Annotated in this window: 14 protein-coding genes; 5 read left to right on the forward strand and 9 right to left on the reverse strand. The window is 57.3% G+C overall.

Annotated features, from left to right (window positions below):
* Positions 1 to 155 precede the first annotated feature (155 nt).
* Together AB5Y73_RS06545 and AB5Y73_RS06550 are read right to left on the reverse strand one after the other, a co-directional pair.
* Positions 156 to 605: a C40 family peptidase gene (locus tag AB5Y73_RS06545; RefSeq protein WP_042083908.1), complete on the reverse strand. Its 450-nt coding sequence runs from the start codon at positions 603 to 605 to the stop codon at positions 156 to 158.
* 194 nt (positions 606 to 799) lie between these two features.
* Positions 800 to 1,708 (reverse strand): hydrogen peroxide-inducible genes activator, encoded by a 909-nt coding sequence (locus AB5Y73_RS06550; protein WP_005337702.1) that lies wholly within the window; start codon positions 1,706 to 1,708, stop codon positions 800 to 802.
* Positions 1,709 to 1,854: 146 nt separating this feature from the next.
* On the opposite strand from AB5Y73_RS06550, the gene AB5Y73_RS06555 reads away from it, so the two are divergent.
* Positions 1,855 to 2,457 (forward strand): peroxiredoxin C, encoded by a 603-nt coding sequence (locus AB5Y73_RS06555; protein ID WP_005337701.1) that lies wholly within the window; start codon positions 1,855 to 1,857, stop codon positions 2,455 to 2,457.
* 255 nt (positions 2,458 to 2,712) lie between these two features.
* On the opposite strand, the gene AB5Y73_RS06560 is transcribed toward AB5Y73_RS06555, so the two are convergent.
* The 6 genes from AB5Y73_RS06560 to AB5Y73_RS06585 all read right to left on the reverse strand — a co-directional run bounded on the left by AB5Y73_RS06560 (position 2,713) and on the right by AB5Y73_RS06585 (position 8,909).
* Complete coding sequence (locus tag AB5Y73_RS06560) at positions 2,713 to 3,678, reverse strand: alpha-L-glutamate ligase-like protein (protein ID WP_005337700.1); 966 nt, start codon at positions 3,676 to 3,678, stop codon at positions 2,713 to 2,715.
* A 3-nt stretch (positions 3,679 to 3,681) separates the two neighbouring features.
* Complete coding sequence (locus AB5Y73_RS06565) at positions 3,682 to 5,220, reverse strand: inactive transglutaminase family protein (protein WP_005337699.1); 1,539 nt, start codon at positions 5,218 to 5,220, stop codon at positions 3,682 to 3,684.
* A 3-nt stretch (positions 5,221 to 5,223) separates the two neighbouring features.
* Positions 5,224 to 5,982 (reverse strand): ATP-dependent zinc protease, encoded by a 759-nt coding sequence (locus AB5Y73_RS06570; RefSeq protein ID WP_181294849.1) that lies wholly within the window; start codon positions 5,980 to 5,982, stop codon positions 5,224 to 5,226.
* Positions 5,983 to 6,064: 82 nt separating this feature from the next.
* Positions 6,065 to 7,042 carry a tRNA 5-methoxyuridine(34)/uridine 5-oxyacetic acid(34) synthase CmoB gene (gene cmoB / locus AB5Y73_RS06575; RefSeq protein WP_162895376.1) on the reverse strand — a complete coding sequence of 326 codons (978 nt, stop codon included), beginning with the start codon at positions 7,040 to 7,042 and terminating at the stop codon, positions 6,065 to 6,067.
* The gene (gene cmoA, locus AB5Y73_RS06580) at positions 7,039 to 7,785 is read right to left on the reverse strand and encodes a carboxy-S-adenosyl-L-methionine synthase CmoA (RefSeq protein WP_005353159.1); all 747 of its coding nucleotides are present in this window, start codon (positions 7,783 to 7,785) and stop codon (positions 7,039 to 7,041) included. The genes cmoB and cmoA overlap by 4 nt, the downstream gene beginning before the upstream one ends.
* Positions 7,786 to 8,060: 275 nt before the next feature.
* Positions 8,061 to 8,909 carry a DUF72 domain-containing protein gene (locus tag AB5Y73_RS06585; RefSeq protein WP_107682322.1) on the reverse strand — a complete coding sequence of 283 codons (849 nt, stop codon included), beginning with the start codon at positions 8,907 to 8,909 and terminating at the stop codon, positions 8,061 to 8,063.
* 162 nt (positions 8,910 to 9,071) lie between these two features.
* Between AB5Y73_RS06585 and AB5Y73_RS06590 the strand changes: the two genes are divergently transcribed.
* From AB5Y73_RS06590 to AB5Y73_RS06600, 3 genes are all read left to right on the forward strand, one after another.
* On the forward strand, positions 9,072 to 9,323 hold the full coding sequence (locus AB5Y73_RS06590) for an FmdB family zinc ribbon protein (protein WP_005337686.1): 252 nt from the start codon (positions 9,072 to 9,074) through the stop codon (positions 9,321 to 9,323).
* A 32-nt stretch (positions 9,324 to 9,355) separates the two neighbouring features.
* Positions 9,356 to 11,122 carry an aspartate--tRNA ligase gene (gene aspS, locus AB5Y73_RS06595; RefSeq protein WP_181497437.1) on the forward strand — a complete coding sequence of 589 codons (1,767 nt, stop codon included), beginning with the start codon at positions 9,356 to 9,358 and terminating at the stop codon, positions 11,120 to 11,122.
* Between the two features lie 102 nt (positions 11,123 to 11,224).
* Entirely contained in the window at positions 11,225 to 11,965 is a 741-nt protein-coding gene (locus AB5Y73_RS06600) for a YebC/PmpR family DNA-binding transcriptional regulator (protein WP_005337681.1), read from the forward strand.
* A 552-nt stretch (positions 11,966 to 12,517) separates the two neighbouring features.
* Here the strand turns inward: AB5Y73_RS06600 and adhE are convergent.
* Entirely contained in the window at positions 12,518 to 15,184 is a 2,667-nt protein-coding gene (gene adhE, locus AB5Y73_RS06605) for a bifunctional acetaldehyde-CoA/alcohol dehydrogenase (protein WP_019446648.1), read from the reverse strand.
* Positions 15,185 to 16,024: 840 nt separating this feature from the next.
* Here adhE and AB5Y73_RS06610 point away from each other — a divergent pair.
* Positions 16,025 to 16,660, forward strand: coding sequence for a YchE family NAAT transporter (locus AB5Y73_RS06610; RefSeq protein ID WP_005337678.1), 636 nt, complete (start codon positions 16,025 to 16,027; stop codon positions 16,658 to 16,660).
* Positions 16,661 to 16,912 lie beyond the last annotated feature (252 nt).

Consider the following 16,912-nt stretch of genomic DNA (forward strand, 5'->3'; position numbering starts at 1 on the left):
TTAAAAATTGGCCACCACCTTATCACAAAATGGTGTGATATGCAGGCTTTGGGTCCAATTGAGTTATAAGCGCGGGTTGTGTGTCCCGACATCGCGACAGGGATTGACGGAGAGTATCGGCACGCAACTTGTGTCACGAGCAGGCGTGTGGCCGGTTACTGGGTCACCCGACGCGCCTGCCAGTAGCGACTGTTCCAGTAGACGTTGTCGAGGCGGGAGCGGATCACTCCCTTGCTGGTGGAGGCGTGAATAAACTCGCCGGCACCTGTGTAGACCCCCACATGGTACTGTTGCCAGCCGGTTTTGAAGAAGACCAGATCCCCGTGTTGCAGCCGGTAGCGATCCACCGGTTTGCCAATGCTGGCCTGAGATTCGGTGGTTCTTGGCAGGTTGAAGCCCAGCACCTGACTGTAGGCGAGCTGGGTAAAGGCGGAGCAGTCTAGTCCGGCGCGGCTGGCGCCGCCCATGCGGTAGGGAACACCGCGCCACTGTTGGTAGAAGCCATCAAAGGCACTGCTCTGCCGGGGGGGCGGAGGCGGCTCCGGCGTGCTGGAGCAGGCGGCCAACAGCAGAGTCAGCAGGGATAGCAGCAGCTTGCGATACATCGGGCTCTCTCCACGGACGGGTCTACCAAACGAGACATTTATCGAGCGCCATATCCTGCCAAATCGTTCTGGCGGCAGGAGGGCACGCGACAACTTTTCCATCATAAACAGGGATCTGGCTCCAGACCTAGTCTCTGAGAGGAAAAATGTGGTGGGGAACTGAAAAACGCCAGCCCGAGGGCTGGCGTTTGTTGTCACTCGTTGTGGCTGATCAGCGGTTTAAGCAGCTCGGCCAGTTTGTAGAAGGTCTGCACCCGGGTGGTGCTGGGGCGCCAGACCAGACCGATCTCGCGATAGGAGGTCTCTCCCGGCAGCGGGATGGCCACCAGATCGGAGTTGGCAAGAATGCCGGCATCGATGGCCATCTGTGGCAGGAAGGTGGTGCCAAGACCCGCTTCCACCATCTGCACCAAGGTGTGCAGGCTGGTTGCAGCAAACGGGTTGATCTTGCTCTTGTCCCGCAGGCGACAGGCGCTCACTGCGTGCTCGGTGAGGCAGTGCTCCCGTTCCAGCAGGAAGATGCTCTGGTTGGGCAGCTCCTTGTAGTCGAACGGGGTATGCAGGCCGGCCGCCATGCTGGCGGGCATCACCATGTGGAACGGATCCTGGCCGACGGTCTTGCAGTGAAATCCCCCGATCTCGATGGGCAGGGCGAGGATCAGCAAGTCGAGCTGACCCTGTTCCAGCTGCTTGAGCAGATTGCTGGTGGTGTCTTCACGCAGCAACAATTCGAGGTCAGGATAGGTTTTGCTGCACTCTTTCAGCAGCTTGCTCAGCAGGAAGGGGGCGATGGTGGGAATGCAGCCCAGACGTACCGTCCCCTGCATCACACCACCCTGATGTTGCCCGAGCTCCATCAGATCCCGCGCATCGGAGAGCAAATTGCGAGCGCGCTCGACGATTTCCATGCCGACCGGGGTCATAATGAAGCTCTTGTGGTCCCGCTCCACCAGTTGCAGGTTCATCATGTCCTCCAGCGTCTGGATCCCGGTACTCAGGGTCGACTGGCTGACATGACAGGCCTTGGCGGCGCGGTTGAAGTTCTTGTGCTCATCGAGAGCGACCAGATATTGCAGCTGTTTGAGGCTGGGCCAACGTTGCATAGAAAAACCCGATTAATGCTATCTATTTAATTTGATTTAACTAATCTACCACCGGGTCTATAGTTTGTCGCTTGAATTAGATGGACTTGGCTCTAGGTAGCCCAATCCTCACCGGATTGTTCATTTCACATAAAGAGGAATTGAATATGGTATTGGTAGGCCGTCCCGCACCCGATTTTACCGCCGCAGCTGTTCTGGGTAATGGCGAGATCGTTGATTCATTCAACCTGTCATCCCACATCAAAGGCAAAGCTGCCGTTGTCTTCTTTTATCCGCTCGATTTCACCTTCGTCTGCCCGTCCGAGCTGATTGCCTTCGATCACCGTTATGAAGAGTTCCAGAAGCGTGGCGTGGAAGTGATCGGTGTTTCCATCGATTCACAGTTCTCCCACAACGCATGGCGCAACACCAAAGTGGAAGATGGCGGTATCGGTCAGGTCAAGTACCCGCTGATCGCTGACGTGAAACACGAAATCTGCAAAGCCTATGACGTTGAGCATCCGGAAGCCGGCGTGGCGTTCCGTGGCTCCTTCCTGATCGACAAGAACGGTGTCGTTCGTCACCAGGTTGTCAACGATCTGCCGCTGGGCCGCAACATCGACGAGATGCTGCGCATGGTCGATGCCCTGCAATTCCACGAAGAGCACGGCGAAGTGTGCCCGGCTCAGTGGGAAAAAGGCAAAAAAGGTATGCAAGCCTCTCCGGACGGCGTTGCCAAGTACCTGTCCGAGAATGCTGACTCCCTGTAATCGGGCTGCACTCTCCTTGAAGAACCGGCGTCTTGGCGCCGGTTTTTTTATACCTGCGATTTACCTATCCCCTGATATATCGGGGGTCAGCATCTCATTCCGAAACGACGAGTACGCCACTGACTGCAGCTTGGAATAGTGAGGACGAAGGGGCGAGAAGAGTGTGATCGATAGCTGGGGCTGGGATGTGCCAACAGACAAACAAGAGCCATAAAAAAGCGCGCCATAGGCGCGCTCAGTTCACAAGCAGAGGCGCTATTCCTCAAAGATCCCGAAGTGATCCTTGGCGAAATTGACCCGCTGCTCCACGTTCATCTTAACCTGTCCCAGTTTCTCGATGGTCTTGAGATTGGGCACCAGGCCGCGACCGTTGGCGATCTGGATGGCAAGGCCGGGACGGGCGTTGAGCTCCAGCAGCATGGGGCCGCGGAACTTGTCCAGCACCATGTCTGTCCCGATATAGCCCAGACCCGACATCTCGTAGCAGGAGGCCGCCAGGGTGAGCAGGGTATCCCAGTGGGGCACCTTGAGCTCATAGAGGTCTAGGCCGGTATCCGGGTGGTGACGCAGCGGATTGCCAAACTGCACCGCCCGCAGGGCACGACCGGTACGCAGGCACAGACCCACCCCCACGGCACCCTGGTGCAGGTTTGCCTTGCCGTCCGAGGCGGCGGTGGAGAGGCGCATCATCGCCATCACCGGGAACCCCTTGAAGATGATGACCCGGGCATCGGGTACCCCTTCAAAAGAGTAGCCGTCGAACACATCATCAAAGTTGATGAGGCCTTCCACCAGTGCCACGTCTGGCTTGCCGCCAAGCGAATAGAGCCCCGCCAGAATGTTGGAGACATGGCGCTCTAGATCCTGACCGTTGGAGGCGCTGCCGTTGGGTTTATAGAAGAGGCCATCTTCCTGACGCAGGATCACCAGGATCCCCTTGCCGCCCGAGCCACGGGCCGGCTTGATGCAGAAGCCCGGCCAATCTTTTACCAGCTCGGTGATGCGACCCACATCGTGCTGGGCACGGATGGTACCGATCAGCTCAGGCACGGTAACCCCTGCATCCAGCGCAATTTGCTTGGTCTGCAGCTTGTCATCCACCAGCGGATAGAGGCTGCGCGGATTGTAGCGGCTGATGTAGGAGTGGTTGCGCTTGTTCATGCCGAGGATGCCTGATTGGGACAGGCTCCACGGGGTTGTGTATTTTTCCCAGAACCACATCGGTTACTTGTCCTTACCCGGGGTGACGCCAGATTTCATCTCGTCCACCAGCGGCTTGAAGCGCTTCAGTTCGCTCAGCTTGTAGCCGGTGTAGTTACCCATCAACAGCACGGTCGCCATCAGCACCAGCTGCAGGCCGAGGAAGTTGAAGGTGAGGTGACGAATAAGCTCGTTATCCATGGCCAGATAGGCGATGACGGCCACCAGCAGAGAGCCACCACCCTGGCGGAACACCTCTTTCGGGCCCTCTTCTTCCCACAGGATGGACATCCGTTCGATGGTCCAGGAGAGGATGATCATCGGGAAGAAGGTGATCTTCATACCATCGGTCAGCCCCAGCTTGAAGGCGAACGCGGAGAAGATGCCGATCATCGAGATAACCATGATGATGATGGCCGATATTCGGGCGACCAGCAGCAGGTTAAGCCGCGACAGATAGGAGCGGATGATGAGACCGGTGCCGACGATCAGCAGGAAGCCGATGAGACCGGTGACCAGCGAGGTCTGGATAAAGGCGACCGCGATCAGCACCGGCATAAAGGTACCTGAGGTCTTGATCCCCACCAGAACCCGCAGGAACACAACCATCAGCACGCCGATCGGGATCAGCAGCAAGCCCTTGAACAGGGTCTGCTCTTCCAGTGGTAGGCTGTGGATGGAGAAGTTCATCATCTCTGATTTTTCGAACTTCTGCGCCAGTGCAACGCTGACCGGCTGCTCCTGCTCGATCATCGAGAAGCTGACACGGGAGTTGTGACCACCGGTCACGTCCAGCAGGGCGCCGGAGTTGTATTCCCACAGCAGCAGGTTGGCCGGACGACCCTGTTCACCGGTTTGCGGGTTGAACAGCTTGTAGTCGGTCGGGCTGTTGAATACCTGCAGGTAATCCACCAGCTCCTGACGACGGCGGCCATCTTCCAGATTCAGAGCATGCACCACGCGGGTGGGGACGTCAGCATTGTTGAGCAGCTCGGCGATCAGGTTGGCGCGGCTCTTGTGCTTTTTCAGCAGCTCGGCGTTCTGCTCCTGCTTCTCGATCTCCTTGATGATCTCGCGAGTCAGGGTGTAGCCGTCGGCAGAGCGCTCCTGGGCTCGCTCGAGGATCTGCTTCATCGCGGTGGCATAAGGCTCACTCTCGATCTGCTTCTCGATGGCAGGCGGCTGCGGATTGGCGGCCGGTTTGGCATGGGCATCCGCCATCATGTCGACGCGGTAGTAGAGCTCCTGACGGCCGGAGGCGGTGCGGATGGACCACTCGGCGCGGGCATCGCCATCTTTCTCGACAAAGGAGAGGCCGTAGCCGGGGCTGGCGGCGTTCTCGTTCATCAGGGTGAAACCGGGCTGGGTGCCCGGAATGGCCAGAGAGGCGATCACCGGCTCACCGGTCGCCTCAAACTCCAGCTTGGCTTCGATGGACCAGATCTGGCGCTTTTCACCGGGCGTCAGCGGCACATCCAACGCGATATGGTGATAGATCGTCATCCCCAGGCCGACAATGTACAGCAGGGCTACCAGCAAATAGAACGGCTTACGGGAAACCATGGATTATTTCACATCCTTGAGCTTGGGTTTGGGTTGGATATATTCGCGGGCCACATCAACCACAGCGATGTCTTTCAAAAATTCGCGACCCAGCAGCACAGGGAAGGTCATGTCGCTACGGTCTTTCAGGGTAAATTCGGCTTTCTCGGTCATGTCGCCAATGCGCACGGCCAGACGCACTACCGGACGGCGGTCCAGATCGTCGGCAGAGGCCTGACGCACCCGTACATGGCGTACCAGCGGCGCTTCGATCTGGATCTTGTCGTCCACTTCCTGATGGCTCAGGAAGAAGCGTACCCAGTTTTTGCCGTTGCGCTCGAAAATGGTGATCTCCTGCGCACTGATGGAGGAGGTGGTCGCACCGGTATCGACCCGCGCCTGGAAGGCGTCGTTGGCCGCATCAACCCAGATCCACTCGGCTTCACCGACCATTAGCTTGCCATCGATGGTGTGACCCTGATTGGGGGCCGGGCACTTCTCGGTGGGGATGGCCATCGGCTTGGGCGGCTCGGAGGGGAGGGTGGCGAGCTTGTGGTCTACTTGCTTGACGGACTCTTTCATATTGGTGACATCTGTGTTGAGCTGAACCAGCAGGTGCTGTTGCTGCACATACTGCTTCTGTTGCTGTTCCATGGATGTTTGCAGGCGCTGCTCGCTCTGGCTCAGCTCGTTACGAAGCTCGGCCAGCGTCAGAGCAGGGACCTGAGGCGCTTTTTCCATATTGACACACCCGCCGAGACTAAGCAGGGAGAGCAGGGTCATTCCTTTTAATTTGCTTTTCATGTCATTCATTTAACTGTGCTTCCTGGAATTGGGTCAGTGTAACTTCCTGAATCGCCATCGGCTAGTCTTTGGCCTTGCGGGCAATCAGTACGGCACGTTTCGGCGCCGGGTGTCCTTCTACCGTGAGTGCTGGATTGTCTGGATCCAGATAGTCACTCAGGGATTCATTAATCATCCAGTCGGTACGACGCTGTTCGTCGGTGCTGGTCATATTCTCGTCTACTATCCGCACGTCGGTGAAGCCGCAGCGCTCGACCCACAGCTTGAGGGCGCGGCTTGAGGGAACAAACCAGACGTTGCGCATCTTGCCGTAACGGTCGGTGGGCATCAGCACGTCGTTGACCCCGCCATCGATCACCAGGGTCTCCAGCACCAGCTCGCCATCATCTTTCAATTGATTGCGCAGCTGCTCGATGTGCTCGATGGGGGATTTGCGGTGATAGAGCACCCCCATGGAGAAGACGGTGTCAAAGGCACGCAGCTCCGGCAGCTCCTGAATACCGAGCGGCAACAGGTGGGCGCGCTGATCATTGCCCGCGAAGTGGCGAATGGCCTCGAACTGGCAGAGAAACAGCGGGCTCGGATCGATGCCGACCGCGAGCTTGGCACCTTCACCCACCATGCGCCAGAGGTGGTAACCGCTGCCGCAGCCCACATCCAGCACGTAACGGCCTTCGAGCGGGCTGATATGGGGCAGCACCCGATCCCACTTCCAGTCAGAGCGCCACTCGGTATCGATGTGGATGCCGTGCACGATGAACGGCCCTTTGCGCCAGGGCATGAAGTGGCGCAGCAGGCTCTCGACCTTCTTGCGTTCACCTTCGCCAAGGCTCTCGGCCGAGCCAATCTCGACCCAGCTTTTCAGCTCGATGTTGCCGGGGGAGACCACCGGTAGCTTGTTGAGGGCGCGGTTCCAGCGCGGCAGGTCGCCATGCTGGTTGTCATGTTGCCAGGCGTGCAGCTGGGCGGGCAGGGTATGCAGCCAGTGGCTCAGCCGGTTTTTGGCAATCAGTTGATAGAAATTGGCAAAGTCGATCATGGCTGGGCGTCGCTGGATTTGATGGCAATCATGGAGCCGAAGTTGAAGCACTGGAACCAGAGATCCTGATGGACGAAACCGGCATCCCGCAGACGGGCCTGATGCACCGGCAGGCTGTCGGTGCGCATCACGTTCTCAAGGGCAGTGCGTTTCTGGCTGATCTCCAGCTCGCTGTAGCCATTGGCCCGCTTGAAGTCGAGGTGCAGATCGATGAGCAGCTCGTTGACTGGTTCATCTTCGAAGCGGAACTTTTCGCTCAGGATCAGGATCCCGCCCGGGCGCAGACCATCGTGAATGCGCTGGATCAGGGCGGCCCGTTTCTCTGGCTCGACAAATTGCAGAGTGAAGTTGAGCACCACCACGGAGGCGTTCTCGATCTCGATGTCGCAGATATCCGCCTCTACCAGCTCCACCGGCACCTCGGATTTGAAACCGGAGAGGTGGGCGCGGGCGCGCTCAATCATCGGATGGGAGAGATCCACCGCGGTGATGCGGCAGCCGGGCTGGCTGACATGGCGACGCATCGCCTGGGTCGCGGCGCCCAGTGAGCAGCCGAGATCATAGAGTCGGCTCTCGGGTTGGGCGTAGCGGGCGGCCATCATGCCGATGGCAGAGATGATGTTACTGTAACCCGGCACCGAGCGCTGGATCATATCGGGGAATACGTCGACGACCTGTTCGTCAAAACAGAAGTCTCCCAATCGGGCGATCGGGGCGGCAAAAATTTGATCTTTGGTATGCATGCTGGCGCAACCTGACAGTCGGGACATCACCCGGCTGTATTGTTCAATTGAGTCGTTGGGTGACACCCATCAGAGTAGATTTATCACCTGTTTACGAACGGGGTGGCTGGTCGTGAAATCCTTTGGACCTGTCCTGTTCGTACGGGCCATGTTCCGGACCCTTACTTGGGGCGGTAGTGTAGAGGATTGATGGCCGTTTGTCTTGACGCCAGGGCTTGCCACGCCACAAAAAAGCACTTTTTTTGCAGCGAAACGATGGCCGCAGAATGGGTTGGCTAAAAGCGCAGCACTCCCTGCCGTGCGCGATCGTTTTCCCCCGGCCAGGGGGCCATCTCCTGTTCCAGCAAGCGGGTGATCTGACGGGCCAGCTCAGGTGCCTGGGCGTTGTCGGCAGTATGTATATAGAGGTAGAGATCTTTCCCCTCCGCGAGCCACTGGCGCCAGTGGGGGAGCCAGCTGGGCAGGAAGGGGTGATTGGCCGCCGGATCCGGAAGGCCGATAAAGCGCACCATGGGGGCGTTGGCGGTGGCCAGCAGATGCACCGGTAGGCGCGGTTTCTTGCCCTGGGCATCGACAAGGGCTGGCGTGGTTGCTGGCACCGAGAAGAGTGGCCGGCTGTCGAGCATCACCCGGTTGATGCCTTGTTCCATGAGCAGCCGGTTCAATGCCCGCTCGGCCTCCCCCTTGGCGAAGAAGTCGGGGTGGCGCACTTCGAGGGCGTAGCGAAACGCCCGTGGCAGCCGCTCGATAAAGGCCGCCAGTCTGGCCAGCCCCTGTGGCCCGAAACGGGCGGGCAACTGCAGGGTGAGCAGCCCCAGCTTGTCGTGCAGCGGGGCGAGCAGGCGAATAAAGTCGGCGACTTGTTTGTCTGCGCTCACCAGATCGCTCTGGTGGCTGATGGTTTGCGGAAATTTGAAGTTGAAACGAAAGTGATCGGGCACCGCATCGGCCCAGCGCTGTACCGTGTCCGGTGTCGGCAGGGCGTAGAAGGTGGTGTTACCCTCCACCGAGTTGAAGACGGTCGCGTAGTGGGCGAGGTGTTCGGCAGGCTTGGCGCCAAGGCCCAGCAACTGGCCGGGCCAGCTGGGGTGGGACCACTGCGGCAGGCCCAAATAGAGGCTCATGATGGCTATTCTCTTCGCTCTTGGTGCATTCGTGCCGATTTTTTGCCCGCTTTTTGCCATCGAGTGCAAAAAACTGGCGAAAGGAGGCTGCTGGCCATTTTACCCAAAAGGGGGTTTTCCTCTATAATGCCAGCCCTTTTGTTTTTCAATTTCTTGTGACCCATGCCTATCTACGAATATCGTTGCGACGTCTGTGGCCATGAATTGGCAAAACTGCAAAAGCTTTCCGATGCCCCCCTGACCGACTGTCCGGCCTGTAGCAAGCCGAATCTGGTCAAGCTGATATCGGCGGCAGGCTTCCGGCTCAAGGGAACCGGATGGTACGAGACTGATTTCAAACCGGGTAAGAAAAAGAATCTGGCCAGCTGTGAGACAGACGGTGCTTGCCAGTCGTGCCCGGCGGCCCAAGGTTAACCGTCTCTCTACAATTTCGAAGGAAGAAGTCCATGCGCTCTATCTATTGCGGACAGGTCAATGAGGCCCATGCAGGGCAGACCATTACATTGTGCGGTTGGGTTCATCGTCGTCGTGATCTCGGCGGTCTGATCTTTATCGATATGCGCGACCGGGAAGGGATCGTTCAGGTGTTCTTCGATCCGGACAAGCCGGATGCGTTCGCCCTGGCCTCCGAGCTGCGCGGCGAGTTCTGCATCCAGGTGACCGGCGTGGTGCGCACCCGTCCCGAGTCCCAGCGCAACAGCGACATGGCCACTGGCGCCATCGAAGTGTTCGCTCACGAGCTCAACATCATCAACCGTGCCGAGCCGCTGCCGCTGGACTTCAATCAGGTCAACAGCGAAGAGATCAGCCTCAAGTATCGCTACCTGGATCTGCGTCGTCCCGAGATGGCCAAGTACCTGAAGACCCGTGCCAAGGCCAGCGCCTTCGTACGCCGCTTCATGGACGAGCACGGTTTCCTCGATATCGAGACCCCGATGCTGACCAAGGCCACCCCGGAAGGTGCCCGTGACTATCTGGTGCCGAGCCGCGTGCACAAGGGCAAGTTCTACGCTCTGCCGCAATCACCCCAGCTGTTCAAGCAGTTGCTGATGATGTCCGGTTTCGATCGCTACTACCAGATCGTCAAGTGCTTCCGTGACGAAGACCTGCGTGCCGACCGCCAGCCGGAATTCACTCAGATCGACGTGGAGACCTCCTTCATGACCGCGCCGCAGGTGCGTGAAGTGATGGAAGAGATGATCCGCAAACTGTGGCTGCACATCCTGAACGTGGAGCTGGGCGACTTCCCGATCATGACCTTCGACGAAGCCATGCGTCGCTACGGCTCCGACAAGCCGGACCTGCGTCTGCCAATGGAGCTGGTCGATGTGGCAGACCTCTTGACTGCTGTCGAGTTCGCCGTGTTCGCGGGCCCCGCCAACGATCCGAAAGGCCGTGTGGCTGCCCTGAAAGTCCCGGGCGGTGCCGAGCTCTCTCGCAAGCAGATCGACGAATACACCAAGTTTGTCGGCATCTACGGTGCCAAGGGCCTGGCCTGGATGAAGGTCAACGAAGCGGCCAATGGTATCGAAGGTGTGCAGTCTCCGGTTGCCAAGTTCCTCTCTGACTCCATCGTGCGTGAGATCCTGGCTCGTACCGGCGCTGCCGACGGCGACATCATCTTCTTTGGCGCTGACAGCAAGAAAGTGGTCTGCGATGCCATGGGCGCCCTGCGTCTGAAAGTGGGTCGCGATCTGGGCCTGCTGGAGAACAGCTGGAAACCGCTGTGGGTCATCGACTTCCCGATGTTCGAGGAAGATGGTGAAGGTGGTCTGGCCGCCATGCACCACCCGTTCACCGCGCCGAGCAACATGAGCCCGGCCGAGCTGAAAGCCAACCCGGTGGGTGCTTACGCCAACGCCTACGACATGGTGATCAACGGCTACGAAGTGGGTGGCGGCTCTGTCCGTATCCACAACAGCGAGATGCAGTCCACCGTGTTCGACATCCTGGGTATCACCCCGGCCGAGCAGCGCCTGAAGTTCGGCTTCCTGCTGGATGCCCTGAAGTATGGTACCCCGCCGCACGCCGGTCTGGCCTTCGGTCTGGACCGTCTCAGCATGCTGCTGACCGGCACCGAAAACATTCGGGACGTCATCGCCTTCCCGAAAACGACCGCGGCCGCCTGTCTGATGACAGACGCCCCCAGCCTTGCCAACGCCGCCCAACTGGGTGAGCTGGCGATTGCAACCACCGTCAAGGGCGACGAGTAAGCCGATACCGGCACCGGAGGCCGCCGCCGTGCGGCCTCTGTGTTTCCCTTGGGTTAGTCATGATCAGTGTTACTGACATTTAAAAAATAACGGAGAGTCTCTATGGCAGGTCACAGTAAATGGGCCAACATCAAACACCGCAAGGCCGCTCAAGACGCCAAGCGTGGCAAGATCTTCACCAAGCTGATCCGCGAAATCACTACCTCCGCGCGTCTGGGTGATGCTGATCCGGCCAACAACCCGCGTCTGCGTGCTGCGGTGACTGCCGCCCTGACCAACAACATGACCCGCGACACCATCAACCGTGCCATTCAGCGTGGCGCCGGTGGTGGCGATGGCGAACAGCTCGAGACCATCGTATACGAAGGTTACGGCCCGGCTGGCTCTGCCGTGATGGTAGAGTGCCTGACTGACAACCGCAACCGTACCGTAGCCGAAGTGCGTCACGCCTTCAGCAAGTGCGGTGGCAACCTGGGTACCGACGGCTCCGTCGCCTATCTGTTCAGCAAGAAAGGTCTGCTGACCTTCGTGGGTGTGGACGAAGATGCCCTGATGGATGCCGCGCTGGAAGCGGGCGCCGATGACGTGGTGACTGAAGAGGATGGTACCATCGAGGTGTACACCACTCCGAACGACTTCGGTACCGTGCTGGACGGTCTGGAAGCCGCCGGCTTCAAGGCCCAGAGCGCCGAAGTGACCATGATCCCCTCCACCGAAGCCGAGCTGGATGCTGAAACTGCACCCAAGCTGATGCGACTGATCGACATGCTGGAAGATCTGGACGATGTGCAAGAGGTTTACCACAACGGCTCAATTTCCGATGAAGTCGCTGCGACCCTCTGATCGCTGAATCGTGCTCTCCCGATGGCAGCCTGATGGCTGCCATTTTTTTATCTTTGCATCGTGGCAACTGCTGATGTGTCGGTTGAGCAATCGGCGCAACAACTCTCTTCACTGACAATCTTTCCCGCTTTCTCTGCGAATTATCATTGCTCTGTCTCTGCCAGTCGGTTGGCCCTGTACGTATGCCAGTCGCAGTTCTGCTGCATTGCGTTAGCGAGGCTCCGCTTATCCTGTTTATCACACCTTTAGCTCTTGAGATGGCGTTGACTGCTCACATCTGCCCGTCAGGGAAATTCGTTGCGGGTAGGGGATAGGAGGTGATGGAGCGTGCTCTTGTTATCACAGGGGCCCATCAATACAGAGTCACAGGTTGGGATGTCTATAACGGATTGGCTGGGGCGAGTTGGTTGGTTGGTTGGTTGGTTGGTTGGTTGGTTGGTTGGGAAGTTAGGCGCTGCACTACCGCAATCGGCTGGAGTGAGGAGCTCTGTGATAAGTGGCAGATAAAAAAAGCCCGCGCAGTGCGCGGGCTTGTTATCTCAGGACTGGTTATCAGGCCTTGGATTTTTTCTTGCCTTCAACCTTGGCTTCAACCGGGGCAGCAGTTACCGGAGCGGCTTCGGTGAACGGACGACCGTAGTAGGAGTCCAGCAGAACCTGCTTCAGCTCGCTGATCAGCGGGTAGCGCGGGTTGGCGCCGGTGCACTGGTCATCGAAAGCTTCGATAGCCAGCTGGTCAACCTTGGCCAGGAAGTCAGCTTCAGTCACGCCAGCTTCGCGGATAGAGGCCGGGATACCCAAGGTAGCCTTCAGCTCGTCCAGCCAGGTCAGCAGCTTCTCGATCTTGGCGGCGGTGCGGTCACCGGCAGCAGTCAGACCCAGGTGGTCAGCGACTTCGGCGTAACGACGACGCGCCTGCGGACGATCGTACTGGGAGAACGCAGTCTGCTTGGTCGGGTTGTCGTTCGCGTTGTAGCGGATGACGTTGCTGATCAGCAGGGCGTTAGCCAGACCGTGCGGAATGTGGAACTCGGCACCCAGTTTGTGAGCCATGGAGTGGCACACACCCAGGAAGGCGTTGGCAAACGCGATACCGGCGATGGTGGCAGCATTGTGCACCTTCTCACGAGCGATCGGGTCGTTGGCACCGTTCTGGTAGCTGGATGGCAGGTACTCTTTCAGCATTTTCAGGGCTTGCAGCGCCTGACCGTCGGAGTACTCGTTAGCCAGTACGGAAACATAGGCTTCCATGGCGTGAGTCACGGCATCGATACCACCGAAGGCACACAGGGACTTCGGCATACCCATGACCAGGTTGGCATCAACGATGGCCATGTTCGGGGTCAGCTCGTAGTCAGCCAGCGGATACTTCTGACCAGACACTTCATCGGTTACTACCGCAAACGGAGTGACTTCAGAGCCGGTACCGGAAGTGGTGGTGATACAGACCAGTTCGGCCTTCACGCCCATTTTCGGGAACTTGTAGATACGCTTGCGGATGTCCATGAAGCGCATGGCCAGATCCTCGAACGCAGTGTTCGGGTGCTCGTACATCACCCACATGATCTTGGCAGCATCCATCGGTGAACCACCGCCCAGCGCCAGGATAACGTCCGGTTTGAAGGAGTTGGCCATCTCGGCACCCTTGCGAACCACAGCCAGGGTCGGGTCAGCTTCTACTTCGTAGAACACTTCCACTTCCATATTCTGTGCTTTCAGCAGGCTGACCAGTTCATCGGCGTAGCCGTTGTTGAACAGGAAGCGGTCGGTCACGACCATGGCACGCTTTTTACCTTCCAGGTCGCTCAGAGCGATCGGCAGGGAACCACGACGGAAGTAGATGGATTTCGGAAGTTTGTGCCACAGCATGTTTTCTGCCCGTTTTGCGACTGTCTTCTTGTTGATCAGGTGCTTCGGACCCACGTTTTCGGAGATGGAGTTACCGCTCCAGGAACCGCAACCCAGGGTCAGGGACGGTGCCATTGCGAAGTTGTACAGGTCACCGATACCGCCTTGGGTAGACGGAGTGTTGATCAGGATACGCGCGGTCTTCATCTTGTCGCCGAAGTACTTGATGCGGTCAGCGTTGCGGTCCTGGTCGGTGTACAGACCTGAGGTGTGGCCGATACCACCGATGTTGACCATGTCACAGGCCATATCAACGGCGTTTTCGAAGCTGCTTGCACGGAACATACCGAGCAGCGGGGACAATTTCTCGTGAGCAAACTCATCTTCTGCACACAGCTTGACGCCTTCACCGATCAGGATCTTGGTATCAGCCGGTACAGTCACGCCTGCCATCTCGGCAATCTTGGTGGCTGGCTGGCCAACGATGTTGGCGTTCAGGGCACCGTTGATCAGGATGACTTTACGTACCTTGTCAGCATCTTCTTTGGAGAGCACATGGCCCTTGTGGGATGCAAAGCGCTCTTTAACCTGGTCGTAGATGGCATCAACAACGATGACTGCCTGCTCGGAAGCACAGACCACGCCGTTATCGAAAGTCTTGGACATCAGGATGGAGGCAACGGCACGCTTAACATCGGCGGTTTCGTCGATAACGATAGGCACGTTACCGGCACCTACACCGATAGCAGGCTTACCGGAAGAGTAGGCTGCTTTCACCATGCCTGGGCCACCGGTGGCCAGGATCAGGTTGATGTCTTCGTGCTTCATCAGGGCGTTGGAGAGCTCAACAGATGGTTGGTCGATCCAGCCGATGATGTCTTTCGGTGCACCGGCGGCAACAGCTGCATCCAGTACCAGCTTGGCAGCGGTATTGGTGGAGTTCTTGGCACGGGGGTGCGGGGAGAAGATGATGGCGTTGCGGGTCTTGAGCGCGATCATGGATTTGAAGATCGCAGTAGAAGTCGGGTTGGTGGTTGGAACGATACCACAGATGATACCTACCGGCTCGGCGATGGTGATGGTGCCCATCTGATCATCTTCGCTCAGAATGCCGCAGGTCTTCTCGTCTTTGTACTTGTTGTAGATGTATTCGGAGGCGAAGTGGTTCTTGATAACCTTGTCTTCGATGATACCCATACCGGATTCTTCCACGGCCATCTGGGCCAGGGGGATACGGGCGTTGTTGGCGGCCAGGGCGGCGGCACGGAAGATCTTGTCTACCTGCTCTTGAGAGAAGCTGGCGAATTCACGCTGGGCTTCCTTAACGCGGGCGACCAGTGCATCCAGTTCAGCCAAATTGGTTACTGCCATGTTTATCTCCTGATTATTTGAAAACTGTTTAGTAAGACGTTGGCAATGCCCGGCAATTATAGTCGCCCTGTCAAGACGGTATCGTTGCAACAGCTTTTTCACATGCCTTACTAAATCGCTTTCTGAGTCGATTATAGAGCGGGGCTGACTCAGAAAAACTTGATCTGGATCATGTGTAACAAAAGAACAAAAGAAATTTTATTTCACGATCCTTGTTTGGCCGATGTTATCGGAATGTACACCAAAGGGAAAGGCGAGAGTCTTGTTAATACAAGGTAATAAACCACATTTATCAAGTGGTTAATTGCACTTCGGCATCAGATAGTAGGGCCGTTCTGGCTGTGTAGGTTAGCAAATATGAGTGAATCGGTTTCAAAATCACCGACAAACGCACTTTATTCCAGCGTTTGTTGCGAAAATGATTGTTGTTTTAATCCATGACTAATCCGCTTTATTCCCCAAGGGGGCTATTTCTGCCCCCTTTCCCGGTTTTTGCATTGTGGCTCTCTTGCCGAGTCAATGAAGTGATGTCTGGCCTGAAATAGTGGGAAGGCAAAGCTTGGATTCTCTCGAGTCGCTTGGTTATTCGGTCAGTCACCGTCTTATTCTCTGGTCATGACTAAGCAGGCTTGCGCTCACTTTTCTGGCGCGTGTCGGGCGGTAGAAAGGGCTTTTGGCATCGGTTTATGCCAGTTAGCGCGGATGCATTAGATGAACTAACTAAAAAACCCTCAAAATGGTGAGATTATTTGATTGGTGCCCGCTCTGGCTATGATGTAAATTTACGCACGAAATTAATGGACTGGCCCGCTGGGCCCGAAACTCTATTGGAAGGCGCCTATGGCAGCAATTGACGTCTCGTTGTATCTGAAGTTTTTTGTCGGTTTGTTCGCAATTATCAACCCGCTTGGTTTGTTGCCGGTGTTTGTCAGCCTGACCAGCCACCATACCCAGGCCGAGCGGATGAAAACCAATACCACCGCCAATATCGCGGTGATGGTGATCCTGCTGGTCTCCATGTATATGGGGCAGCTGATCCTCGATGGGTTTGGCATCTCGCTGGCATCGTTCCGGATCGCCGGTGGGTCGCTGATTACCCTGATTGCCTGGTCGATGCTGCAGGGCAAGCTGGGCGAGGTGAAGCACAACAAACAGGAGAAGGGTGAACTGGCGGTGCGCGAGTCTATCGCCGTGGTACCGCTGGCGCTGCCGCTGATGGCGGGCCCAGGAGCCATCTCCTCGGTGATTGTCTATGCCAGCCAGAGCCACTGGCAGCAGCTGCTCGGCATGTCAGTGGTTGTCGTGGTCTTCTCCTTCTGCTCCTGGCTCATCTTCCGCGCCGCGCCGCTGCTGTTCAAGATCATGGGCAACACCGGCATCAACGTGGTGACCCGTATCATGGGTCTTATCATGATGTCGCTGGGTATCGAGATCATGGTGGCCGGTATCAAGGGGGTTTTCCCCAGCCTGATGTGAGCCAGCTCCGCTTTATGAAAGCCGGTCCTCGTGACCGGCTTTTTATTGGTTGCTTTTTGCCCGGTCTTTTCTAGAATCGGTCGTTTGTGTGAAAAATGAGCGCTTTGCTGGTGTTTTAATACTGAAAAAGCGCATGCTAGCTGATTTTTTGACCAGAAGATGACGATTACCCTGACAATATCTGTTGCATTATCGGAATTGGCAGGGAATTATGCTGGGAGCGGGTTTTAACCCCGTCACTTTAAAAAACGC

Source organism: Aeromonas sp. s7(2024), assembly GCF_040907825.1.
Taxonomy (GTDB): Bacteria; Pseudomonadota; Gammaproteobacteria; order Enterobacterales; family Aeromonadaceae; genus Aeromonas; species Aeromonas veronii.

Excerpts from the sequence above, each read along its gene's own strand:
- AB5Y73_RS06545 (WP_042083908.1), bottom strand. The coding sequence starts at position 605 with ATGTATCGCAAGCTGCTGCTATCCCTGCTGACTCTGCTGTTGGCCGCC.
- AB5Y73_RS06550 (WP_005337702.1), bottom strand. The coding sequence starts at position 1,708 with ATGCAACGTTGGCCCAGCCTCAAACAGCTGCAATATCTGGTCGCTCTC.
- AB5Y73_RS06555 (WP_005337701.1), top strand. The coding sequence starts at position 1,855 with ATGGTATTGGTAGGCCGTCCCGCACCCGATTTTACCGCCGCAGCTGTT.
- AB5Y73_RS06560 (WP_005337700.1), bottom strand. The coding sequence starts at position 3,678 with ATGTGGTTCTGGGAAAAATACACAACCCCGTGGAGCCTGTCCCAATCA.
- AB5Y73_RS06565 (WP_005337699.1), bottom strand. The coding sequence starts at position 5,220 with ATGGTTTCCCGTAAGCCGTTCTATTTGCTGGTAGCCCTGCTGTACATT.
- AB5Y73_RS06570 (WP_181294849.1), bottom strand. The coding sequence starts at position 5,982 with ATGACCCTGCTCTCCCTGCTTAGTCTCGGCGGGTGTGTCAATATGGAA.
- cmoB (WP_162895376.1), bottom strand. The coding sequence starts at position 7,042 with ATGATCGACTTTGCCAATTTCTATCAACTGATTGCCAAAAACCGGCTG.
- cmoA (WP_005353159.1), bottom strand. The coding sequence starts at position 7,785 with ATGCATACCAAAGATCAAATTTTTGCCGCCCCGATCGCCCGATTGGGA.
- AB5Y73_RS06585 (WP_107682322.1), bottom strand. The coding sequence starts at position 8,909 with ATGAGCCTCTATTTGGGCCTGCCGCAGTGGTCCCACCCCAGCTGGCCC.
- AB5Y73_RS06590 (WP_005337686.1), top strand. The coding sequence starts at position 9,072 with ATGCCTATCTACGAATATCGTTGCGACGTCTGTGGCCATGAATTGGCA.
- aspS (WP_181497437.1), top strand. The coding sequence starts at position 9,356 with ATGCGCTCTATCTATTGCGGACAGGTCAATGAGGCCCATGCAGGGCAG.
- AB5Y73_RS06600 (WP_005337681.1), top strand. The coding sequence starts at position 11,225 with ATGGCAGGTCACAGTAAATGGGCCAACATCAAACACCGCAAGGCCGCT.
- adhE (WP_019446648.1), bottom strand. The coding sequence starts at position 15,184 with ATGGCAGTAACCAATTTGGCTGAACTGGATGCACTGGTCGCCCGCGTT.
- AB5Y73_RS06610 (WP_005337678.1), top strand. The coding sequence starts at position 16,025 with ATGGCAGCAATTGACGTCTCGTTGTATCTGAAGTTTTTTGTCGGTTTG.